Source organism: Actinoplanes lutulentus (genome assembly GCF_003259845.1).
In the GTDB taxonomy this organism is placed as follows: domain Bacteria; phylum Actinomycetota; class Actinomycetes; order Mycobacteriales; family Micromonosporaceae; genus Actinoplanes; species Actinoplanes lutulentus.
The window spans coordinates 286430-309662 of the sequence record NZ_QLMJ01000009.1; the positions used below are offsets into that span (position 1 = coordinate 286430).

Consider the following 23233-nt stretch of genomic DNA (forward strand, 5'->3'; position numbering starts at 1 on the left):
AGTGACCCGGGAACTTTCTGCCGCACCGCTCTCTCTCAATGGCGACCAGTCAGCAGGAGCGAAGAGGGAGCCCTCATGAACATCAAGAGCATCGCCATCGCCACCGCCACCGTCGTGGCGGGCATCCTCACCGCCGTTCCCGGAACCGCCCACGCCGCGTCCGGGGTCCGGGTCTGGTTCCACCCGGGCGACCAGTTCGCCCCGGCGACGCTGTGGAGGTTCGACTTCGACAGCGGCGCCGGCTTCAAGCGCAGTTACCAGCCGAGCCTCACCGGCTGGCCGGTGCAGCGGCAGACCGACTTCACGTTCGAGAAATCCGGCGCCGAGTACACACTGCACACCTTCGTGTACGGCGGCACCCAGCGGATCACCGGCGTGGACTACTCGGAGTCCGCCGACACCTGGGTGGTCAGTAACGACGGCTACACCGAGACGTGGCTCGGCTGCCGCTCAGCAGGCCGCCCGCTCTATGCCGCGGCGGCCTGCTGAGCTGCGAAAACGGAAGCCGGAGACTAGGGCAGCCACTTCTCCCACGTGGTGCGGTGCGCGTCGGCCCATTTGCGGGCAGCCTGCTCGGCGGTCAGACCCTTTGTCATGTCCTTGGCGACGGCGTTCTGATCGGCGTTGGTCCACGTCCAGTTCTTCAGGAACGTGGCGGCCGGGCTGCCCGAGTCGACGAACGCCTTGCGCCCGATCTTGTCGAGGTCGTACGGCTGGTAGTCGCAGGCCACCGCGTCCGCGACGGCGTCGCAGCCCGGCGTGTAGTTCGGCAGCGGGATGTGCACCAGCTTGATGTCCGACAGCAGCCACTGCGGCTCGTAGAAGTACCCGATCAGCGGGGTCTTCTTCGTCTGCGCCTTGCGGAACGCGGCGATCAGCTTGTCCTCGCTGCCGGCGTAGACCACGGTGTAGTCCAGCTTGAGGTTCTTGATCAGCGTGGCGTCGTTGGTGACGAACGACGGGTCTCCGGCGAGGAACTGCCCTTTCTCGCCGGACTCCGCGGTCTGGAAGAGCTCGGCGTAATCGTTGAGCTTGGTCCAGTCGGTGATGTCCGGGTACGTCTTGGCCATCCACGGCGGGACGTACCAGCCGATGACACCCTTGTTGCCGGTGAGACCGAGCTCGACGGCCACCTTCTGACGGTCGATGTACTTCTTCTTCAGGTCGTCGTGTCCCCAGTTCTCCAGGATCACGTCGATGCTGCCGTCCGCGAGACCCGCCCAGGAGCTGGTCTCGCTCAGCTCGATGGCGCCGACCGTGCAGCCGACCTCCTGTTCGAGCAGGTACTTGACCACGGCGACGTTTGCGGCGTACCCGCTCCAGGGGTTGACCGCGATGTTGACCTCGCCGCAGGAAGTCGCGGCAGGGACGCCGGGTGGCGCGGTGATCGCGGCCTCGGAGCCGGCGCAGCCGGCCAGAGTGACCACACCCAGAAAGGCGGCCGCGAGACGAACGAATGAGTTCACCATGCTGATCCCGCCCGCTCCCGGTTGGCCTTCTCGGTGCGCTTGACCAGGACCTCTTCGGTGAGCGAGACGAGGACGTTCTTCACCGACTCGCGGTCGCGGGCGTCGCATTCCACCAGGGGGACGCCCGCACCGACGCCGAGAGCGTCGCGGACCTCCTCGAGCTGGAAACGCTGCGCGCCGCCGAACCGGTTGACGCCGATGATGAACGGGATCTCGTGCTCCTCGAAGTAGTCGATCGCGGGGAAGGAGTCCTCGATCCGCCGCGTGTCGACCAGCACGATCGAGCCCAGCGCGCCGTCGACCAGGTCGTCCCAGAGGAACGCGAACCGGTCCTGTCCGGGCGTGCCGAACAGATAGAGCAGCAACGCGTCGTCGAGAGTGATCCGGCCGAAGTCGAGGGCGACGGTGGTGGTGGTCTTGCCGGACACCGCGGAGGTGTCGTCGATCCCGATCGACTTCTCGGTCAGCTCGGCTTCGGTGACCAGTGGCTCGATCTCGGAGATGGCACCCACGAAGGTGGTCTTCCCGACGCCGAAGCCACCGCTGATGACGATCTTGACAGCGACGGGGTGCGCTGCCGACGGCTCCCTAGAGCGCCCGGACACGGTCCCTGATCCTTTCGATCAAACTGGTGGAGAGCTCGGCCGGCTGATCCTCGACGGAGAGAAACCCCTGCGTGATCAGATCGGCCACGATCACACGAACCACACCCAGGGGTACGCGCAACGCCACCGACAGGTCGGCGACCGACATCGGGGCCTGAGCGAGCTCGACGATGCGCCGTGACTCGAACCGCAGCGGCGCCGACAGCGCGGCCGGGGCCGCCCGCAACAGCGTCTCGATGCGCAGCCCGTCGTGCAGAGGCTGGGTACGCCCATTGGTGAGCATGAACGGCCGCACGACCGGATCCTCGTCGTCGTCCTGCGCAGGCGACGAGGTGGTCGGCGGCTGCCCACCCGCGTACGGGAAGGAGCTCATCGCGGCAGGTGTTGTCGGGACTCCGCGATCAGCGCCGGGGTCAGCAGACCGCCGAATCGTTCGGCGAGCAACGAGATCTCGTACCCGACCAGGCCGAGATCGCAGTCGCCGCCGGCCACCACGCCCAGGACGCTGCCGCCCGAGATGACCGAGACCAGCAGGAAACCCCGATGCATCTCGATCATGATGAGTTTGAGGCCGTCGAAGTCGTACCGGCGGGACGCGCTGCGGGCCAGGCTCGCCAGGCTGGAGACGATGGCGGACAGCTGATCCGCTTCGGCCCGGTTGAGACCGTCCGAGCTCGCGATCAGCAAGCCGTCGGAGGACACCGCCACGGCGTCGCGGACGCCGTCCGTCTGGTGCACGAAGTTACCGAGCAGCCAATTGAATTGATGTCTGTCCGCCGACGTGTCAACGCTCATCATTCTTCTTTCCAGGTTGCTGCCAAGGGGCCACTGCGGAGTTCCGTTCACGGCAGTCGCGCTGTTTCCGCGTTGCCCCGCTGGATTCCGCCGCGTAGTGCGTTGAGCCGGTCCCGGACCGCCTCGGGTGAATCGGTGACCGGAGCCGGCTTCTCGGGGGAAGAAGCCGGGGACGACGGCGACGGCGAGGGGGCTCGCTGTGCGCGCGGCGTCCGTTTGCGCAGGCCGTTCACGGTCCGGGGAGCGGTGGCGTCGCCGGCCGGGATGTCATCCACCACGACGTACTCGATCGCGGTGGAGACAAGTGGCCGGTCGGCCGTGATGACGGCGGTCGTCGCGGCCTCGGGCGCCGGCTCGGGCGACGACTGTGGGAGACGCCGTGGCTCGACCGCAGCGGCGATCGGGCGAGCCGCCGGACGGGGCGTGGACCCGATCGTCTGCTGCTCGGCCAGGAGCTCGGCCGGCAGCGTGATCCGTGCCGTCACACCGGTCACCGGTGACGGCGTGAGCTGGACGTCGATGCCCATCTGCAGGGCCAGCCGGCCGACCACGTAGTGACCCAGGAAACGGGCCGGGGCGGTGATGAAGTCGCCCTCGCCGCGCAGGCGCTCGTTGGCCCGCTGCATGTCGGCCGGCGACATGCCGATGCCCTGATCCATCACGGCGATGAGGTAAGTGCCACCGATCCGGCGGCCGTGGATCTCCACGTCGACATCCGGCGGGGAGAACGCCAGACCGTTTTCGATCAGCTCGGCCAGCATGTGCGCGATGCCGCTGACCCCGGTGCCGTTCACCAGCGTGTCGTCCACCCGGCGCAGGGTGACCCGGCGGTACTCCTCGACCTCGGAGACGGCGGCCCGGATCACGTCGGAGACCTGCAGCGGGTCGGAGAGCTGCCGGGGACTGGCCGCGCCGACCAGGACCAGCAGGCTTTCCGCGTTCCGCCGCATGCGGGTGGCGAGGTGGTCGAGTTCGAAGAGGTTCGCCAGGCCGGTCGGGTTCGACTCCTCCCGTTCCAGCTTGGTGATGAAGCCGAGCTGGCGGCGGAGCAGGTTCTGGTTGCGCCGGCCCAGGTTCGCCAGGGATTCGGCGGTGGTGCGCCGCAGCGTCGCCTGCTCGGTGGCGAGCGAGTACGCCGTCGCCTGCACCCGGTCGAACGCGTCGGCCACGAGTTTGACCTCGATGCTGGCGCCCCGGGGTACGCGTACCGACGACGGCGGGGCGGTGCTGTCACCGGTGGCGGCGCGCTGGACCGCCTCGGGCAGCTGCGTGCTGGCCAGCCGGTTCGCCTCGTTCGCCAGCACCGACAGCGGCCGGGCGACCGAGCGGGACGCGACGGTGGCCAGCCAGACCGAGCCGGCGAGACAAACCAGGACGGCGCCGAGGAGCACGCCCATGCGTACCGTCGCCTCGTCCTCAAGGGTGGTGGCGCGGGCCGTGATGACGGAGCCGATGTGGTGTTCCAGCTGCAGCATGTCGTCCAGCACGGTGGTCTGCGCGGACCACCAGGACTGCGGGTTGACCTGGAGGTACTTGCCGTCGCCGGACAGCAGCGCGACCTCTTCGAAGTACGCCGCCTCCCGTGCCGCGCCGGTGTCCAGGGCGTAATCCCGGGCGGCCCGTTCGGTGCTGTTGGCGTACCGGTCGAACGCGGTCAGCGCCGCGTCCTTGGTGGAGCGCATGGTGACGAACTGGAGGAACTCGCCGCGCTTGAAACCGCTGGCGGAGAAGACACCGTTGAGGAACGCGCGCTCCTGCGCGGTGGCCTCCTTGATGTCGCCGAGTGCTTCCAGGGCGGCGGCGCCCCGGCTCAGCTCCTCGTCGCTGGTGCCGTCCAGGTCGAAGTCGAGATTGCCCAGGTCGGCGATCCGCGCGCTGTAGAAGGCGAAGGTGGCGGCCCGCTCACCGGATCCGGTGTCGGTGCCGGCGCGGACACCGGCCAGGCCGTCCAGCTGCAGCACCGCGGCGGCGGCCCGCTGTTCGACGACTCCGTCGTCCTCCAGCAGGCCCTCGACCTCGGTACGCCTCAGGTCCACCTGGTCACGGGCCGGCAGCAGCTCGGCGCGGAAGCCGTCGTTGCCGCCCAGCAGACCCGCGGTCAGGCCACGTTCGTCCTGAAGTCCCTGGATCAGCTCCTGGACGGCGAGGTCGATGGTGACGGCGCGGGCGGTGGCGGAGGCCGAGCGGTAGTTCCCGATCTCGCCGACGGCCACGATGGTGAGCAGCACCAGGGTGGTCGCGACCGGCAGGGCCAGCGTGCGGACCACGCGCCGGCGGATCGTGCCGCCGGCTCTGCGGGGGCGAGCGTGGGCCGGCGTGTCCTCGCCGTTGGGTTCGGCCAGTTCGGCGCCCTCGGCCTGGACGGACAAGCGATCAGCTCCTCTGTCGGCTGCCGGCGTGGCCCCGTGACGGCCGGCATGCAGATATACGCAAAAGATGATGGAGTGGCGCACAACGAAATAGCGGTCTCCGGTAATGGGAACTGATCTTCGGAGATCGCCGGAACAGGATCTTCTCTTTGTCCTAGATGGTCAACACTGCGAGCCGAAATTTACGTCAGCGGAACCGCAAACACTCATGGGAGCGCTTCCACGGCGAATTCCCGGCTCGCGTCGACCAGCCAGCCGGCCAGATGGGTCGCGAACGATGCCCTTACCAGCACCCAGAATTCCGATTCCCGGCGAAGAATGATGACCGGCGCATGCGCCAGAGTGGTCTGCACGCAGGCGCCGACTCCGAAGACACCCGGGTGCAGATCGGTGGCGCAGCCGAGCGCGAGGAGATCCCGGACATGCGGGCCGCGCAGCGAGATCGTGGTCCGCTGTGCCGAGACATCCACGACGGACCCTTCCCAGTGGTGTTCGGTAAAACCCCCTGGAGGGCCCACCGCCAGCCACTCGTCCGGGCCCAGCCACAGAATGTCCACGTCACCGGATCGGGAACTCGTCCCCGCGGAAAGCGGCAGCGAGGAGTCCGGCTCCTTCCGGATGTTGATCTGGGTCAGGAACGGGATTTCGGCGATCGTGACCGGCCCCTCGGGGAAGCGGAAGCCGCCGAGGGGGGAGTTCTGCTCAGCCATCGCGCCGGGCACCTTCCGGGTCGTAAAGCACGGAACCGGTGATCGTCACCGGCGTCGGTTCGTCGCCGAGCGTCGCCCAGATCGTCTGCCCGACCAGGTCACGGCCACCACGGACGAGGCCGAGCGCGAAGGTACGCCCCAGCGCCGCGCTGTGGTACGACGACGTCACGTGCCCCAGCGACGTCCGGTCCACGACGAGCGCGGCGCCCTCGGTCAGCAGGGTCCCGTCGTCGGAGAGCAGCCCGACCAGCTGTTTCCGGTCGGCGCGGCTGTTCTCGGCCCGGGAGAACGACCGTTTGCCGAGGAAGTCGGCCTTCTTCTTGGAGACCGCCCAGCCGAGGCCGAGGTCGTGCGGGGTGACAGTGCCGTCGGTGTCCTGCCCGATGATCGGGTAACCCTTCTCGGCGCGGAGCACGTGCATGGTCTCGGTGCCGTACGGCGTGATCCCGAGAGCGGCCAGCGTCTCCCACAGCGTCAGCGCGTCCCACCAGCTCACGTTGATCTCGTACGCCAGCTCGCCGGAGAAACTGATCCGGCAGACCCGGGCGTCGAGGCCGGCGACGGTGGCGTCGCGCCAGGTCATGAACGGAAAGCCGTCCTTGCTGACGTCCAGGCCGGGTGCGATCCCCGCGAGCACCTCGCGGGATCGGGGGCCGACCAGCGCGACAGTGGCCCACTGCTCGGTCACCGACGTGCAGCGGACCCGCAGCTCCGGCCACTCGGTCTGCAGCCACTCCTCCATCCAGTCCAGGATCGCGGCGGCGTTGCCGGTCGTGGTGGTCACCAGGAACCGGGTGCCGGTCAGCCGGATGACGGTCCCGTCGTCGAGCACCATCCCGTCGGGGCGGCACATCACGCCGTACCGGATCGCGCCGGGCTTCAGCGTGCTGATCATGTTGGTGTAGAGCCGGTCCAGGAACTCGCCGGCGTCCGCACCCTGCACGTCGATCTTGCCGAGGGTCGAGGCGTCCATCATGGCGACGTCCTCGCGGGCGGTGCGGCATTCGCGCAGCACGGCGGTGAGCATGTCCTCGCCGTCACGGGGGTAGTACCAGGGCCGTTTCCACTGACCGACGTTCTCGAACAGCGCGCCGTTCGCCTCGTGCCACTGGTGCAGGGCGGTGACGCGTACCGGGTCGAAACGCATGCCTCGGTCACGTCCGGCGAGCGCGGCGAAACTGACCGGGACGTAGGGCGGCCGGAACGTTGTCGTGCCCAGCTCACCGACGTCCACGCCGAGCAGCTCCGCGACCACACCGCTGGCCAGCGTGCCGGACGTTTTGCCCTGGTCGTGCGCGGTGCCCGCGGTCGTGTACCGCTTCACATGCTCGACCGAGCGCATCCCGGTGCCGGTGGCCCGCGCGATGTCCGCGACCGTCACGTCCCGCTGCAGATCCACGAACTGCGTGCTCTCGTCACCGTCCAGCATCCAGACGGCCAGGCCCGGCGTGACCTCGCGTTCCTTGATCTTCGGAATCGCCGGTTCCACCGGCTCGAAACCCGCGGCCCGCGTCGCACTCCGGCCCGCTGCCGCGCCTTCGCTCAGACAGAGACCCAGTTGGTACGCGCCTGAGGCTGAGCCCGCGACGTGCAGTGCCTGCCGGCAGTGGCCGTCCGGGCGGAAAGCGGCCAGCGCGTCGTCGTAGACGAGCCGCCCACCGGCCTGGCTGTACAGCGCACCGACCGGGTTCCAGCCACCGGAGACGAGCAGCAGATCGGCGTCGACGTGGCGTTCGGTACCGTCCGGTCCGCGCAGCGTCACGCCGGTGACGTGGTCGTCCCCGCTCACGCCGGCCACCGCCCAGCCGGGAAGAGTCTCGATGCCGAGTTCCGCCCATCCCGCTGAGCCGCCGGGACGCAGGTCGGCGATCGCGGCGACCTCGACACCGGCCGCGTGCAGGTCACGGGCCGCCGCGTACGCGCTGTCGTTGCCGGTCAGCACGACCGCTCGATTGCCGGGCCGGACTCCGTACCGGCGCAGGTAGGTGCGTGCCGCGCCGGCCAGCATGACGCCCGGCAGGTCGTTGCCGGAGAAGGCGAGCGAGCGTTCGTGCGCGCCGGTGGCGAGCACGACCTGGCCGGCGCGGATGCGCCAGATGCGCTCCCGGGAGAGGTGCGCGGGCGCCTGCGCACCGAGATGGCCGGTACGCCGCTCGACGGCGATCACGTGGTTGTCGTCGTAGTAGCCGAACGCGGTGGTCCGGGTCAGCACCCGCACCTCGGGCGCGGCCCGCAGACCGGCGGTGACCCGCTCGACCCAGTCGAGCTGCTCACCGGTACCGAGAAGGCTGCCACCCAGCCGGGGCTGGTCGTCGACCACGATGGTCCGCGCGCCGGAGGCTGCGGCCACCGACGCGGCGGCCAGCCCGGCCGGCCCGGCACCGATCACCAGGACGTCGCAGTGCGCGTGCGTGGCGTCGTACCGGGCCGGGTCGGGCCGGTCGGCGAGCCGTCCCCGGCCGCGCAGGCCCCGGGCCACGAGACCGTCGTAGAGCTCGATCGTGGTGGCCGGCAGCATCGGCTCCGGGAACGGCTCCTCGATCTGGACGAGCGCGTTCGGTTCCTCCACCCCGGCGGCGAAGATCCCTCGCGGCCGGCCCAGCCGGATGCTGGTCGCGACCTGGCGGACGCCGCTGGCCAGCAGCGCCGACGCGAGGGTGTCGCCCTGGAAACCCTGGTACTCGACGCCGTCGAACAAGAAACGCAGCGGACGGTCACGGTCGACGAGCCCGCCGTGGCCGGCCCTCACGCGTGGATCTCGTTCGTCACGGTGTCGCGGACCAGGTTGAACCAGCGCCGGCAGCCGGCGGTGTGACACCAGCGCTCCCGGAACGCGCCCTTCGGGTTGTCCCGGAAGAACAGGTACTTCGCCCACTGTTCGTCGGACAGCGTGCTCGGGTCGCTGGGATAGGCCACCCCGGCCTGCCCGCCGTAGTGGAACTCGGACTCGTCGCGGCGCCCGCACCACGGGCAGGGGATGAGCATCATTTTTCTGTCCCTATGAATCAGTGGGCGACCGCGGCGGCGCCGTGTTCGTCGACGAGCGCACCGGTGACGAACCGCTCCAGGCTGAACGGTGCGTTCAGCGGATGCGGCGCGTCGTGCGCGATGGTGTGCGCGTAACACCAGCCCACACCGGGGGTGGCCTTGAATCCGCCGGTGCCCCACCCGCAGTTGAGGTAGAGCCCGTCCACCCCGGAGAGCCCGACGATCGGGGAGGCGTCCGGGGTGACGTCCACGATGCCGCCCCAGGTACGCAGGACGTGGGCGCGGGCGAAGACCGGGAACAGCTCCAGAGCCGCCGACATCTGTCGTTCGATGATGTGGAAGGCGCCGCGCTGGCCGTACCCGTTCCAGGTGTCGATGCCGGCGCCCATCACGAGTTCGCCCTTGTGCGCCTGGCTGACGTACACGTGCACGGCGTTCGACATCACGACGGTCGGGTGGACCGGTTCGAGCAGCTCGGAGACGAGCGCCTGCAGCGGATGGCTCTGCAGGGGCAGCTCGACGCCGGCCATCTTCGCCACCACCGAGGTGTGGCCGGCCGCGCTGAGCGCGACCCGGCCGGCCCCGATGGTCCCCTGGGTGGTGTGCACCCCGGTGACCCGGCCGCCTGAGATCTGGAGGCCGGTCACTTCGCAGTTCTGGATCAGGTCCACGCCGAGGGCGTCCGCCGCCCGGGCGTAACCCCAGGCCACGTAGTCGTGCTTCGCGATGCCCGCGCGCGGCTGGTATGTCGCGCCGTGCACCGGGTACCGCACGTCCGGCGAGATGTTGATGATCGGGCAGATCTCCTTGACCTGCTCGGGGCCGAGCCACTCGGCGTCGACCCCGTTGAGCCGGTTCGCGTGCACCCGCCGGACGCTGTCCCGCACGTCCTGCAGGCTGTGCGCCAGGTTGAGCACGCCCCGCTGGCTGAACAGGATCGGGTACTCGAGTTCCTCCTCGAGTCCCTCCCACAGCTTCAGGGCGTGCTCGTAGATCCCGGCGCTCTCGTCCCACAGGTAGTTGGACCTGATGATCGTGGTGTTGCGGGCCATGTTGCCGCCGGCGAGCCAGCCGCGTTCCAGCACCGCCACGTTCGTGATCCCGTGGTTCTTGGCGAGGTAGTAAGCGGTGGCGAGGCCGTGCCCGCCGCCTCCGACGATGATGACGTCGTAGGCGGCTTTGGGCTCCGGGTTACGCCACAGCTGTTCGGGGTGCTCGGGTAGATCCGTTACTGGGCCAGCCACGCCTTCACCTTGTCAGGGTTGGCCTCGACCCACTTCTTGGCGGCGTCGGCCGCGCTCATCTTGTCCTCGGCGATGTACTTGGCGACGACGTTCTGGTCGTCGTTGGTCCAGTTGAACGCCTTGACCAGCTTGTACGCCGGGCCGTTCGCGTCGGCGAACTTCTTGCTGACGATCTTGTCGAGGTCGTACTCGGGGTAGTCACAAGCGATCTTCGCGGCGTCGGCGTCGCAGCCGGCCGTGTACGCCGGAAGGTTCACCTTCGCGAGCTTGAGCTCGGCCAGGAACCACTGCGGCTCGTAGAAGTACCCGATGACCGGGGTCTTCTTCGCCTCGGACTGGCGGAACGCGGTGATCAGCGCGGTCTCGCTGCCGGCGTAGACCACCTTGTAGTCCAGTTTCAGGTTCTTGACCAGGGCCTCGTCGTTGGTGACGAACGACGGGTCGCCGTCGAGCAGCTGGCCCTTGTCACCGGACTCGGAGGTCTTGAACATCGAGGCGTACTTGTTGAGGTTGTTCCAGTCGGTGATGTCCGGGTACTTCTCGGCCATCCACGGCGCGACGTACCAGCCGATGATGCCCTTGTTGCCGGTCGAGCCGGCGGCGACGGCGGTCTTCTGCTCGTCGATGTACTTCTTCTTGAGGTCGTCGTGACCCCAGTTCTCCACGACCGCGTCCACCTCGCCGGTGCCGAAGCCCTGCCAGGCGATCTCTTCCTTGAGGTCCTTCTTGGTCACCGTGCAGCCGAGGTCCTTCTCCGCGACGTACGCGATGACGGCGGCGGTCGCCTCATAACCGACCCACGGGTTGATGGCCAGGTTGAAGGTGCCGCAGTTCGCGGCGGCGGCCGACGATCCGGTGCTGCCGGTGTCGCCGATCTTCTCCCCGCCGCACCCGGTCAGGGCCAGTGCCGTGACGGCGGCAGTCGCTACGAGTCGCTGCAATCTCATTATCGATGACCTTTCGGGGAATTCGAGGGACTGGATGCGCGTGCGATGCGGTCGAGCATGATGCCGAGCAGCACGATGGCCGCTCCGGCGGCGAGGCCCTTGCCGTACAGCTGGCCCTGGGAGAAACCGGCGACCACGTCGTAACCGAGCGCGCCGGCTCCGACGAGACCACCGACAACGACCATGGACAGCACATAGATGAGGCCCTGGTTCGCCGCGAGGGTCAGCGACGAGCGGGCCATCGGCAGCTGAACCTTGGTGATCAGCTGCCAGGTGTTCGATCCGGCGGCGGTCGCGGCCTCGACAGTGGTGGCCGAGATGCCGCGCACACCGTCCGCGACGATCTTGATGGCGACCGGCGCGGCGAACACCACCGCCGCGACGATGGCGGTGAACCGGGTGGCCGAGAAGAGCGCCAGGAATGGCACCAGGTACACGAACGCCGGCATCGTCTGGCCGGCGTCCAGGGCCGGGCGGATGATCCGGTCAGCGAACCGGTTGCGGCCCATCCACACGCCGACCACCACGCCGAGCACCATCACCAGCAGCGTCGCGACGATGGTCATCGCGAGGGTGGTCATGCTGTCCTGCCACAGCCCGGTGCCGATCAGCAGCGCGACGCAGGCGGCCGTGGTGACCGCGGTCCGCACCGTGCCGATCAGCGCGGCGAGCAGCACGACGACCGCGCCGACCAGCCACCACGGCGACTCGACAAGCAGTGACTGCAGCGGGTTCAGCAGCGCGAAGGTGACCAGGTTCTTGATCGCTTCGGTGGCCGTGGACAGCTCGGTCTGCGCCCAGAGGGTCACCTCGTCGGCGCCGCGCGAGATGGCCCGGCCGACACCGGCCTGGTCGGGGAACTCGGCCGCCCAGACGTAGGTGTAGGACATGTAGCAGCAGATCGCGGTCAGCACGCCGAGCCCGGCGGCGACCGGACGGCGGAACCGGTGGGTGGTGCCGACCTGGCGTACCCGGTTGCTGGCCGCCGTGGTGACCCGGTCCAGCACGATCGCCATCACGACGATCGCGAGGCCGGCGTTGAACGCGGTGCCCACATCGAGGGTCTGCAGCGCCTTGATGACCGTCTTGCCGAGGCCGGGCGCGTCGATCAGCGCCGCGATGGTGACCATCGACAGTGCGGCCATGATGGTCTGGTTGACGCCCAGCACGATGGTCCGCTTGGACAGCGGCAGCAGCACGCCGGTGAGCGTCTGCCGGCCGGTCGCGCCGAGCGAGTCGGTCGCCTCGACCGCGGCCCGCGGCACCGAGCGGATCGCGTGCGCGGTGATCCGGATGGCCGGTGGCATGGCGTAGATCAGCGTGGCGATCGTCGCCGACGCCGGACCGATCAGGAACAGCAGCGTCAGCGGCGCCAGATAGACGAACGTCGGCATCGTCTGCATGAAGTCCAGCACCGGCGTGACCAGGGCGTTGAACCGATCGGACAGCCCCGCCCAGATACCGAGCGGGATGCCGATGAGCAGCGAGATCGCCACCGCCGAGAGGGTGAGCGCGAGCGTGTCCATGCTCTCCTGCCACAGCCCCTGCAGCCCGAAGAAGACAAACCCGCCGGCCGCGAGCAGCGCGACTCGCCAATTGCCGAAGAACCAGGAGATGTACGCGACCACGGCCACCACACCCAGCCAGCCGAGTACCGGGACCGGACGGCCGAACGACGGCTGGGAGATCAGCGCCTGGACGAACGTGACCAGGGCGTCGATGCCGGCCCGGATCTCGTTGAAGAAGTACAGGAAGATCGGGCTGCTGTTCCGGTTGGCGCCGACCGTGTCGTTTACCTCGTTGAGCCACTCGTGCAGCGGGGTGAGGTCGGCGGGGGAGAGGCTGAGCGTGTGGGTCCCGTGCGTGGGGATCCAGATGAGCACCCAGGCCACCAGGATCGCGGCCACCTTGACCGGCTTGCTCAGCCTGATTCCGGGCCGGGGAACGGCTGCCGCCGTCGTGGTCGTCACGCCGGGACCTCGACCCCGGTGACCGCCGCCAGGATCTCCTCGTCGGTGACCACGCCGAGCAGCTCGCCGTTCTCGATCACCTTCACCGGCTTGCCGGCCGCGAGCACCAGCCGGACCGCGTCCCGGACGACCACGTCCGGGCCCAGCTCGGGACCGTCCAGGACGTCCTCCGGCCGGGGCAGCCGCATGATCCAGCGCAGCGTGAGCACGTTGGCCCGGGGCACGTCCTGGACGAAGTCGCGGACGTAGTCGTCGGCCGGCGCCCCGACCAGTTCGTCACCGGTGCCGCACTGGACCATCGCGCCGTCGCGCATGATCAGGATCCGGTCGCCGAGCTTCAGCGCCTCGGACAGGTCGTGGGTGATGAAGACCATCGTCTTGCCGACCTCGCGGTGCAGCCGGATGACCTCGTTCTGCATGTCCCGGCGGATCAGCGGGTCCAGCGCGGAGAACGGCTCGTCGAAGAAGAGCACGTCCGGGTCGCCGGCCAGGGCCCGGGCCAGCCCGACCCGCTGCTGCATGCCGCCGGAGAGCTGTTCCGGGTAGCTGTGCTCGTACCCGTCCAGGCCGACCAGGTCGATGACCTCCTTGGCCCGGCGGATCCGCTCGGCCTTGCCGGCGCCGCGGATCTCCAGCCCGTACGCCACGTTGTCGAGGACCTGACGGAACGGCAGCAGGCCGAAGTGCTGGAAGACCATCGAGAACTTGCGCCGGCGCAGGTCCCGCAGCCGTTTCTTGTCGGCTGCCAGGATGTCCTCACCCTCGAAGATGATCGAGCCGGCGGTCGGCTCGATCAGCCGGGTGAGGCAGCGGACCAGAGTGGACTTGCCGGAGCCGGACAGCCCCATGACCACGAAGACCTCGCCGGGGGCGACGTCGAACGACACGTCGCGGACCGCGGCCGTGCAGCCGGTGCGGTCGATGAGCTCACGCCGGGACAGCGCGGAGAGCTCGGCCGACCGCGGAACCAGCTCCGCCTTGTGCCCGAACACCTTCCACAGGTCCTTGACCGAGATGACTGCCTCGCCTGTCATCGCAAAGCTCCAATGCTTAGGGACGGAACCAGTTCTGCGGGCGGGGGTCGATGTTCTGCCAGATGTGCTTGGTCTCGCGGTATTCGTCCAGCCCGCTGGGGCCGAGCTCGCGCCCGATGCCGGACTGCTTGAAACCGCCCCACTCCGCCTGCGGTACGTACGGGTGGTAGTCGTTGATCCAGACGGTGCCGTGCCGCAGCCGCTGCGCGACCCGCTGTGCCTTGCCGGCGTCCTGCGTCCAGACCGCCCCGGCCAGCCCGTAATCGGTGTCGTTGGCGATCCGCACCGCCTCGTCCTCGCTCGTGAAGGTCTCCACGGTGAGCACCGGCCCGAAGGACTCGTCGCGGACCACGGTCATGCCGGAGCGGCAGCCGTCCAGGACCGTCGGCAGGTAGTAGAAGCCGTCGGCCAGGTCCGGGTCGTCCGGCCGGCGCCCGCCGCAGCGCAGCACCGCGCCCTCGGCGACACCGGCGGCGACGTACGCCTCGACCTTGGCCAGGTGTGCCGCCGAGATCAGCGGACCGGTCTCGGCCTTGGTGTCGAACGGCCCGCCCAGCCGGATCCGGGAGGCCCGCTCGACGACCGCGTCGACGAACCGGTTGTGGATCGACTCCTCGACGACCAGCCGCGCGCCGGCCGAGCAGACCTGACCGGAGTGCAGGAAGACCGCGGTCAGCGCGAAGTCGACAGCGGTGTCGAAGTCGGCGTCCGCGAAGATCACGTTCGGGTTCTTGCCGCCGAGTTCCAGCGCCACCCGTTTCACGGTGGCGGCGGCCGAGGCCATCAGCACCCGCCCGGTGGCCAGGCTGCCAGTGAAGGAGACCAGGTCGACGTCGGGGTGTTCGGCGAGCGGCGCGCCGGCCTCCGGCCCGAGGCCGAGCACCAGGTTCGCCACACCGTCCGGCAGGCCGGCCTCGGTGAGCAGGCGCATCAGCAGGATTGCCGTCGACGGGGTCAGCTCGCTGGGCTTCAGGACGAACGTGTTGCCGGCGGCCAGGGCCGGCGCGACCTTCCACGACGTCTGCAGCAGCGGATAGTTCCACGGGGTGATCAGCCCGCAGACGCCGATCGGCTCGTGCACGATCCGGCTGATCGCGTCGGTGCGGCCGGTCTCGATGGCCCGGCCCGCGTCGGTCGCCGCGATCCCCGCGTAGTAGCGGAAACAGGCGGCCACGTCGTCCATGTCGTACTCGGCCTCGACCAGGCGTTTGCCGGTGTCGAGAGCTTCGGCGCGGGCCAGTTGCGCCTTGTCCCGGGTGATCAGGTCGGCGACCCGGTGCAGCAGTGCGCCGCGCTCGATCGCCGGGGTGCGTGGCCAGATGCCCTCGTCGAACGCCTGCCGCGCGACGCCGATGGCGGCGATGGTGTCCTCGCGGCTGCCGTCGGTCAGCGTGGCGACCAGGGTGCCGTCGGCCGGGCAGCGGATCTCCCGCAGGCCGCTCATCGGGTGCTCTCCTGCTCTTCGTTGTCCCGGCGGTAGAAGGGCAGCTCGACCGGGGCCAGAGGGGTGTTGCCGAGGATCAGGTCGGCGGCCTTCTCGGCGACCATCATCACCGGGGCGTAGATGTTGCCGTTGGTGACGTACGGCATGACCGACGCGTCGACCACCCGCAGACCCTCGACGCCGTGCACCCGCATGCTGGCCGGGTCGACCACCGACATCGCGTCGACGCCCATCTTCGCCGTGCAGGAGGGGTGCAGTGCGGTCTCGCCCTCCTTGCGTACCCAATCAAGGACTTCCTCGTCGGTCTGCACCGACGGGCCGGGCGAGGTCTCGCCGCCGTTGAACGGCTCCAGCGCGGGCTGGTTGAGGATGGCGCGGGAGACCCGCAGGGCCTCGGACCACTCGCGGCGGTCCTGCTCGGTGGAGAGGTAGTTGAAGCGCAGGGCCGGGTGCTCGCGCGGATCCCGGCTGACGATCTTCACGCTGCCGCGGGCGTCGGAGTACATCGGGCCGACGTGCACCTGATAACCGTGCCCGCCGGCCGGCGACGAGCCGTCGTAGCGGACCGCGATCGGCAGGAAGTGGAACATCAGGTTCGGGTACGCGACCTCGTCGTTGCTGCGGACGAACCCGCCCGCCTCGAAGTGGTTCGTCGAGGCCGGTCCGCTGCGCAGGAACAGCCATTGCGCGCCGATCCACGGCCGGTGCCGCCACTTCAGGTACGGCTGCATCGACACCGGCTGGGTGCAGGCGTACTGGACGTAAACCTCGAGGTGGTCCTGGAGGTTCTCGCCGACGCCGGGCAGGTCGTGGACCGGGTCGATGCCGAGGGCGGACAGCTCGGCGGCGTTGCCGACGCCGGAGAGCTGCAGCACCTGGGGCGTATTGATCGCGCCGCCGCTGAGGATCACCTCGCCGGCGTAGACCCGCTTGGGGGCGCCGCGTCTGCCGGTCGTGTACTCCACGCCGACCGCGCGTTTGCCGTCGAACAGGACCCGGGTGACCAGCGCGCGGGTGCGTACCGTCAGGTTGGGCCTTTTCATCGCGGGATGGAGATAGGCGCGGGCGGCGGAGAGCCGCCGCCCTCGGCGGATGTTGCGGTCGAACGGCGCGAAACCCTCCTGGCGCACGCCGTTGACGTCGTCGGTCGGCGGGTAACCGGCCTGCTCGCTCGCCTCCAGCATGGCGGTGAACAGGGGATTGTCGGCCGGACCGCGTTCCAGCACGAGCGGGCCGTCGTGACCGCGGAACGGGTCGTCCGGATCGGCCGCGAGGCAGTTCTCCATCCGGTTGAAGTACGGCAGGCAGTGCGCGTAATCCCAGTCCTGCATGCCCGGGTCGGCGGCCCAGCGCTCGTAGTCGAGGGGATTGCCGCGCTGGAAGATCATGCCGTTGATGCTGCTGGAGCCGCCGAGGACCTTGCCGCGCGCGTGGTAGATGCGCCGGCCGTTCATGTGCGGCTCGGGCTCCGACTGATATTTCCAGTCGTAGAAGCGGCTGCCGATCGGGAACGTCAGCGCCGCCGGCATGTGGATGAAGACGTCCCACGGGTAATCGGGGCGGCCGGCCTCCAGCACCAGGACCTTGGTGGCCGGGTCGGCGGAGAGCCGGTTGGCGAGCGCGCTGCCCGCCGAACCGCCGCCGACGATCACGAAGTCGTACTGCGTCATGACTGTGCCCCTTCGGAGAGCGCGACGTGCACCATGCCGTCGGTCACCTCGACCCGGTGCGTCCGCACGGGTTTCTTCGCCGGAGGTCCGTCGACCCGCCCGGTACGCAGGTCGAACTTGGAAGCGTGCAGCGGGCACTCGACCTCGCAGCCCTCCAGCCAGCCGTCCGCGAGCGAGGCGTCCTGGTGGGTGCAGGTGTCGTCGATGGCGAAGACCTCACCGTCCTCGGTGTGGAAGATCGCCACCGGCGGGTCGGTCTCCCATCGGTACGCCTCACCGGGCGCGATGCTGCTGAGCGGGCAGACAGGCTGCAACATCAAGCCTCCTGAGGTACGGCGCGGAGCTGGCGGCGCCACCGGGTGAAAAGCCGGGGCTGGTTCATGCCGAGCACGGCGACCGGATGCCCGCCGCGCTCGTAGACGGCGAGGAAACTGCGCTGCTCCGGGTCACCCTCGACGATCCGCACGGTGTCGCCGGGCTCGCGGTGACCGGCGAACTGCAGGCGTACGCCGTACTGGTCGGACCAGAAATACGGGGCCTTGCCGGTGTCCGGGGCAGTGGCGCCCAGCAGCGTCGCCACCGCTGTCGCCGGGTGGTCGAGGGCGTGGGTCCAGTGCTCGGAGCGGACCGCGCGACCGGCGAACGGGCTGAACGAGACGGCGCAGTCACCCGTGGCGACGACGGTGGGCAGGCCGGTCGCGCCGGCCGCGTCGGTGACCACACCGCCGTCGACGGTCAGGCCGGAGCCGTCCAGCCACTCCACGTTGGGGATGGCGCCGATGCCGGCGACCACCAGGTCGGCGGGCAGCCGGACTCCGTCGGCCAGCTCGACAGCTTCTATCCGATCCGATCCGAGCAGGGCGCTCACCGGGGTGCCGGTTTTGAGGCGTACCCCATGGTCTGCGTGAAGCTGCGCGCAGAGCGCGCCCATCTCGGGTCCCAAGGGGCCGGCCAGGGGAGTGGGCAGGCCCTCGACGACCGTGACATCCCAACCGAGCGAACGGGCGCTGGACGCGACCTCGGCGCCGATGAAACCCGCGCCGATGACCACGAGACGGCCGGTGGTGCGCAGTTCGTCGCGCAGGGTGAGGGCATCGTCCAGAGTGCGCAGAGTGTGCACGCCCGCCAGACCGTCGGCGTGCGCGGGCCGCCGGGCCCGGGCGCCGGTCGCGACGATCACGCCATCCACCTGGATTTCCTGGCCGTCGGCGAGATGGATGCTGCGCCGGCGTGGATCCAGGCGGGTCGCGGCGGTGCCGAGCCGCCAGTCGATGCCGAGATCCTCGTCGTCACTCAGTGCGAGATCGTCCACAGTGCAGGCACCGGTGAGAAAATCTTTGGACAGTGGCGGGCGGTCGTAGGGGTGGTGCCGCTCGGCTCCGATCGCGATGATCTCACCGGTGAAGGACTGTCCACGCAGGGCACGCGCTGCGGCCAGACCGGCGAGGGAGGCCCCGACAATCGCGACTTTCTGCACGCCTGCAACCGCCTCCGTTGTGAATCACGAAACAGCGAGTGGAATCCGCAACAGATTGCCGAGGATCTTGATCGATAGTCAAGAGACCGAATGAAGGTGGTCCCTTCTCGCAACCTCCCCGAAATCCGTGACCTATCGTTGCGCCATGAGCAACGATCGCGAGACCGCGCCGGCCGTCGTGCAGTCCGTCGACCGCGCCCTGAGCATCCTGGAGATCCTGGCCCGCAAACGCGGCGCCGGTGTCACCGAGATCGGCAAGGAGCTCGGTGTGCACAAGTCCACCGCGTTCCGCCTGCTCGTGGCGCTGGAGAACCGTGGTTTCGTCGAGCAGACGCACGACCGTGGGACGTACCGTCTCGGGCTCGGCGTGGTGCGCCTCGCCGGTGCGGTGACCGCGCAGCTCGACCTGAGCCGGCAGGGTCTTGCGGCATGCGAACGGCTCGCTGTGGACCTGGGCGAGACGGTCAACATCGCGATCCTGGACAGCGGCAGGGCGGTGAACGTGACCCAGAGCCGGGGTGCAGCGTCGATCGCGAGTCACAACTGGGTGGGCCGGCAGACGCCGTTGCACGCGACGTCGAGCGGCAAGGTGCTCCTGGCCTTTTCCAGTGATCTGTCGCCCGGTCCGTTTGAACGTTTCACCGCAGCGACGGTCGTCTCCTCGGTGGATCTTGGAGCGCAGCTGGCGACGATCCGCTCGGTCGGCTGGGGCTTCACGGCCGAGGAGTACGAGGTCGGCCTCAACGCCGTCGCCGCGCCGATCCGGGGTGCCGACGGTTCGGTCATCGCCGCGCTGAGCGTCTCCGGGCCGGCCTACCGGCTGTCCCAGGACGACTTCCCGGAGGTCGCGAAGCGGGTGATCGCCGCGGCCGACGAGGTGAGCGGCCGGATGGGCCACGTCTCCTAACCGAAATCTGAGCGTCTTGACGCGGTCACACTGCTCGGTGAAGCTGTTGCGTATTCCAGGTCGAGTTGCGCCTTGTGAAACGGGTGGCTTATGGCTCGTGTTGTCATCATCGGTGCCGGCGTGGTCGGCAGCGCCCTCGCGGACGAGCTGACCGACCGCGGGTGGACCGATGTCACCGTCGTCGACCAGGGTCCGCTCTTCGCCGCCGGTGGCTCCAGCTCGCACGCGCCGGGACTGGTCTTCCAGACGAACCCGTCGAAGACGATGACCGAGCTCGCCGCGTACACGGTCCAGAAGCTCAACGACCTCGGCTGCTTCCTGCAGGTCGGCGGGCTCGAGGTCGCGACGACGCCGGAGCGGTGGACCGACCTCAAGCGCAAGCACGGCCTGGCCACGTCGTGGGGGGTCGCTGGTTCGCTGCTGAGCGCCACGGAGTGCGTCGCGTTGCACTCGCTGCTCGACCCGGATCGGATCCTCGGCGGCTTCTTCGTGCCCACCGACGGGCTGGCCAAGCCGGTCCTCGCCGTGGAGACGCAGGCGAACCGGGCCATCTCGCGCGGAGCGCGCTTCCTCGGCTCGCACACGGTGACCGGCATCGGCCAGGAGAACGGCCGGGTCACCGGGGTCCAGACCGACCAGGGCTTCATCGCCGCCGACATCGTGGTGTGTGCCGCCGGGTTCTGGGGGCCGAAGATCGGCGAGATGGTCGGTCTCACCGTGCCGCTTCTGCCACTGGCCCATCAGTACGCCAGAACCGGTCCGTTGTCTCTATTGGACTCCTCGTCGGAGGCCAGCCGGCCGATCCTGCGCCACCAGGACCAGGACCTCTATTACCGCGAGCACGGCGACCGCATCGGCATCGGTTACTACGGGCACGACCCTCTTCTTGTCGGCGAGCTCGGCAAGCCTCCGGCCATGCCGAGCGTCCTGCCGTTCACCGCGGACGACTTCGCGCCCGCCTGGGAGGAGAGCGTCGCGCTGCTGCCGGCGCTGGCCGGTACCGAGGTCGAGGACGGGATCAACGGGATCTTCTCGTTCACCCCGGACGGTGGCCCGCTCATCGGCGAGCACCGTGAGCTCGCCGGGTTCTGGGTTGCCGAGGCCGTCTGGGTCACCCACTCGGCCGGCGTCGCCCGTGCCCTGGCCGAATGGCTGGTCGACGGGAAATCGAGCGTCGACCTGCGCGAATGCGACCTGCATCGCTTCGAGGAGCTGCAGCTCGCGCCCAGTTTCATCTCCGAGCGCGGCAAGCAGAACTTCGTCGAGGTCTACGACATCGTCCATCCGCTGCAGCCGATGGAACGGCCCCGGCCGTTGCGGACCAGCCCGTTCTACTCGCGCCAGCGCGAGCTGGGCGCGGTCTTCCTGGAGGGCGCCGGGTGGGAGAGACCTTATTGGTACGAGTCGAACGGCTCGCTCTCTTCGGTTGATCTTCCGCCGCGTGATGAGTGGTCGGCGCGCTACTGGTCGCCGATCGCCGCTGCTGAAGCGGCGGTCACCCGATCGCGGGTCGCGATGTATGACATGACTCCGTTACGGCGGCTGGAGGTCAGTGGGCCGGGCTCGCTGGAGTTCCTGCAGCGGTTGACGACTAACAACCTGGACAAGTCGGTCGGGTCGGTGACCTACACGCTGATGCTCGACCACCGTGGCGGGGTTCGTAGTGACCTGACGGTGGCTCGGCTCGGGCCGCAGACTTTCCAGGTCGGTGCCAATGGGCCGCTGGATGACGACTGGATGCGGCAGCATGCTCCTGCTTCGGTGCAGGTGCGGGACATCACCGCCGGGACCTGCTGCATCGGGTTGTGGGGGCCGCGGGCGCGGGACGTGCTGCAGCCGTTGACCACATCCGACTTCTCCAATTTTTCGATGAAATATTTCCGTGCGCAGAAGGCCTACATCGGCGAGGTGCCGGTCACCGCGATGCGCCTGTCCTACGTCGGTGAACTCGGCTGGGAGCTCTACACCACCGCTGACCTGGGCCTCAAGCTCTGGGACACGCTCTGGGAAGCCGGCCGGGAACACGGGATCATCGCGGCTGGGCGCAGCGCCTTCAACAGCCTCCGGCTGGAGAAGGGTTACCGCGCCTGGGGCACCGACATGACGACCGAGCACGATCCGTTCTCCGCCGGGCTCGGTTTCGCCGTACGCATGGACAAGGGTGACTTCATCGGCCGGCCCGCGCTCGCCTCGCTCGCCGCATCCCCGTCGTCCCGGCAACTGACCTGCCTCACGCTCGACGATCCGGCCCACGTGGTGATGGGCAAGGAACCGGTGTTCGCCGACGGCGTCCCGGTCGGGTACGTCACCAGCGCCTCCTACGGCTACACGATCGGGCGCACCGTCGCGTACGCCTGGTTGCCGGCCTCGCTCAGCGTTCCCGGCACCGCCGTCGCCGTCGAGTACTTCGGCGAGCGGCTGCCGGCGACCGTGGCGGCCGAGCCGCTGTTCGACCCGAAGATGGAACGAATCCGCTCGTAAGGAGTGGCTGTGACCGCTAGCTTGATCCCGACTCTGTCAGGCCACTACTACACCGATCCGGCGATCTTCGCGCTGGAGCAGTCGCAGATCTTCGAGCGCATGTGGTTCTGTGCGGCCCGGGCCGCCGACCTGCCCAATCCCGGCAGTTTCCAGTCGGTGGAGATCGGCCGGGAGAGCGTACTGATCGCCCGGGGCCGGGACGGCAGGCTGCGCGCGTTCCTGAACATCTGCCGGCACCGCGGCGCGAAGCTCTGCACCGAGGAGACCGGCGAGGTGAAGCGCGCGTTCCAGTGCCCGTACCACGCCTGGACGTACGGCCTGGACGGCAAACTGATCGCCGCGCCCAACCTGACCAAGATGCCGGACATCGACCGCGTCGAGTACGGCCTGGTGGGTGTCGCGTTGAAGGAGTGGCTCGGATACGTCTGGGTGTGCCTCGCCGACGACCCGCCGTCCTTCGAGGACGACGTGATGAGCGCGGTCACCGAGCGGCTGGGTTCTTTGGAAGCGATCGATTCGTACGAGATCGGCGATCTGGAAGTCGGTAAGCGCATCCGGTACGACGTGAAGGCGAACTGGAAGCTGATCGTCGAGAACTTCATGGAGTGTTACCACTGCGCCACGATCCACCCCGAACTGACCGAGGTGCTGCCGGAGTTCGCCGACGGGTACGCCGCGCAGTACTACGTCGGCCACGGCGCTGAGTTCGGCTCCGGCATCCAGGGCTTCACTGTCGACGGCAGCGAGGGCTTCGACAAGCTGCCCGGCGTCACCGACGACCAGGACCGGCGCTATTACGCCATCACCATCAAGCCGCAGGTCTTCGTCAACCTGGTCCCCGACCACATCATCATGCACCGGATGTACCCGGTCGCCGCCGACCGCACGATCGTCGAATGCGACTGGCTGTACTCCAAGGAGGTGGTCGCCTCGGGCAGGGACGTGTCCCGCTCGGTCGAGCTCTTCCACAGGGTGAACGAACAGGACTTCGACGCCTGCGAACGCTGCCAGCCGGCGATGAGCTCCCGCGCGTACGCCCGAGGCGGCGTCCTGGTCCCCTCCGAACACCACATCAGCGCCTTCCACGACTGGGTAACCACCAAACTCGCTGTGATTGACTAGC

20 protein-coding genes are annotated in these 23233 nt (G+C 68.9%); 4 read left to right on the plus strand and 16 right to left on the minus strand.

Going from position 1 to position 23233, the window contains the following annotated elements; translation table 11 throughout:
* Positions 1-75 precede the first annotated feature (75 nt).
* Positions 76-489, plus strand: coding sequence for a hypothetical protein (locus tag B0I29_RS21250; protein WP_111650767.1), 414 nt, complete (start codon positions 76-78; stop codon positions 487-489).
* 23 nt (positions 490-512) lie between these two features.
* On the opposite strand, the gene B0I29_RS21255 is transcribed toward B0I29_RS21250, so the two are convergent.
* The 16 genes from B0I29_RS21255 to B0I29_RS21330 form a co-directional block, all read right to left on the minus strand.
* Positions 513-1469 carry an ABC transporter substrate-binding protein gene (locus B0I29_RS21255; RefSeq protein ID WP_111650768.1) on the minus strand — a complete coding sequence of 319 codons (957 nt, stop codon included), beginning with the start codon at positions 1467-1469 and terminating at the stop codon, positions 513-515.
* Complete coding sequence (locus B0I29_RS21260; RefSeq protein ID WP_111650769.1) at positions 1463-2074, minus strand: GTP-binding protein; 612 nt, start codon at positions 2072-2074, stop codon at positions 1463-1465. Before B0I29_RS21260 ends, B0I29_RS21255 begins: the two co-directional genes overlap by 7 nt.
* Entirely contained in the window at positions 2058-2447 is a 390-nt protein-coding gene (locus B0I29_RS21265; protein WP_111650770.1) for a DUF742 domain-containing protein, read from the minus strand. Before B0I29_RS21265 ends, B0I29_RS21260 begins: the two co-directional genes overlap by 17 nt.
* Entirely contained in the window at positions 2444-2869 is a 426-nt protein-coding gene (locus B0I29_RS21270; RefSeq protein ID WP_111650822.1) for a roadblock/LC7 domain-containing protein, read from the minus strand. Before B0I29_RS21270 ends, B0I29_RS21265 begins: the two co-directional genes overlap by 4 nt.
* Positions 2870-2916: 47 nt before the next feature.
* Positions 2917-5238 (minus strand): sensor histidine kinase, encoded by a 2322-nt coding sequence (locus tag B0I29_RS21275; RefSeq protein WP_245972658.1) that lies wholly within the window; start codon positions 5236-5238, stop codon positions 2917-2919.
* 206 nt (positions 5239-5444) lie between these two features.
* Complete coding sequence (locus B0I29_RS21280) at positions 5445-5948, minus strand: sarcosine oxidase subunit gamma (protein ID WP_111650824.1); 504 nt, start codon at positions 5946-5948, stop codon at positions 5445-5447.
* Entirely contained in the window at positions 5941-8697 is a 2757-nt protein-coding gene (locus B0I29_RS46825; RefSeq protein WP_111650771.1) for a 2Fe-2S iron-sulfur cluster-binding protein, read from the minus strand. Before B0I29_RS46825 ends, B0I29_RS21280 begins: the two co-directional genes overlap by 8 nt.
* Positions 8694-8936 carry a sarcosine oxidase subunit delta gene (locus tag B0I29_RS21290; protein WP_111650772.1) on the minus strand — a complete coding sequence of 81 codons (243 nt, stop codon included), beginning with the start codon at positions 8934-8936 and terminating at the stop codon, positions 8694-8696. The genes B0I29_RS46825 and B0I29_RS21290 overlap by 4 nt, the downstream gene beginning before the upstream one ends.
* A gap of 17 nt (positions 8937-8953) precedes the next feature.
* Positions 8954-10180: a sarcosine oxidase subunit beta family protein gene (locus B0I29_RS21295; protein ID WP_111650773.1), complete on the minus strand. Its 1227-nt coding sequence runs from the start codon at positions 10178-10180 to the stop codon at positions 8954-8956.
* A complete protein-coding gene (locus tag B0I29_RS21300) occupies positions 10165-11127 on the minus strand; it encodes an ABC transporter substrate-binding protein (protein WP_111650774.1) in 963 nt (320 codons plus the stop codon). The genes B0I29_RS21295 and B0I29_RS21300 overlap by 16 nt, the downstream gene beginning before the upstream one ends.
* Entirely contained in the window at positions 11127-13097 is a 1971-nt protein-coding gene (locus tag B0I29_RS21305) for an ABC transporter permease subunit (RefSeq protein ID WP_111650775.1), read from the minus strand. The genes B0I29_RS21300 and B0I29_RS21305 overlap by 1 nt, the downstream gene beginning before the upstream one ends.
* Positions 13094-14131, minus strand: a complete 1038-nt coding sequence (locus B0I29_RS21310) for a quaternary amine ABC transporter ATP-binding protein (protein ID WP_111650776.1) — start codon at positions 14129-14131, stop codon at positions 13094-13096. The genes B0I29_RS21305 and B0I29_RS21310 overlap by 4 nt, the downstream gene beginning before the upstream one ends.
* 16 nt (positions 14132-14147) lie before the next feature.
* Positions 14148-15575, minus strand: a complete 1428-nt coding sequence (locus B0I29_RS21315; RefSeq protein WP_111650777.1) for an aldehyde dehydrogenase family protein — start codon at positions 15573-15575, stop codon at positions 14148-14150.
* Complete coding sequence (betA, locus tag B0I29_RS21320) at positions 15572-17245, minus strand: choline dehydrogenase (RefSeq protein ID WP_111650778.1); 1674 nt, start codon at positions 17243-17245, stop codon at positions 15572-15574. The genes B0I29_RS21315 and betA overlap by 4 nt, the downstream gene beginning before the upstream one ends.
* Positions 17242-17562: a bifunctional 3-phenylpropionate/cinnamic acid dioxygenase ferredoxin subunit gene (locus B0I29_RS21325; RefSeq protein WP_111650779.1), complete on the minus strand. Its 321-nt coding sequence runs from the start codon at positions 17560-17562 to the stop codon at positions 17242-17244. The genes betA and B0I29_RS21325 overlap by 4 nt, the downstream gene beginning before the upstream one ends.
* Positions 17562-18722, minus strand: coding sequence for an NAD(P)/FAD-dependent oxidoreductase (locus B0I29_RS21330; RefSeq protein ID WP_111650780.1), 1161 nt, complete (start codon positions 18720-18722; stop codon positions 17562-17564). Before B0I29_RS21330 ends, B0I29_RS21325 begins: the two co-directional genes overlap by 1 nt.
* Positions 18723-18867: 145 nt before the next feature.
* Between B0I29_RS21330 and B0I29_RS21335 the strand changes: the two genes are divergently transcribed.
* The 3 genes from B0I29_RS21335 to B0I29_RS21345 all read left to right on the plus strand — a co-directional run bounded on the left by B0I29_RS21335 (position 18868) and on the right by B0I29_RS21345 (position 23232).
* Positions 18868-19629 carry an IclR family transcriptional regulator gene (locus B0I29_RS21335; protein WP_111650781.1) on the plus strand — a complete coding sequence of 254 codons (762 nt, stop codon included), beginning with the start codon at positions 18868-18870 and terminating at the stop codon, positions 19627-19629.
* A 90-nt stretch (positions 19630-19719) separates the two neighbouring features.
* Complete coding sequence (locus tag B0I29_RS21340) at positions 19720-22110, plus strand: GcvT family protein (protein WP_111650782.1); 2391 nt, start codon at positions 19720-19722, stop codon at positions 22108-22110.
* 9 nt (positions 22111-22119) lie between these two features.
* Complete coding sequence (locus tag B0I29_RS21345; protein ID WP_245972659.1) at positions 22120-23232, plus strand: aromatic ring-hydroxylating oxygenase subunit alpha; 1113 nt, start codon at positions 22120-22122, stop codon at positions 23230-23232.
* Position 23233 lies beyond the last annotated feature (1 nt).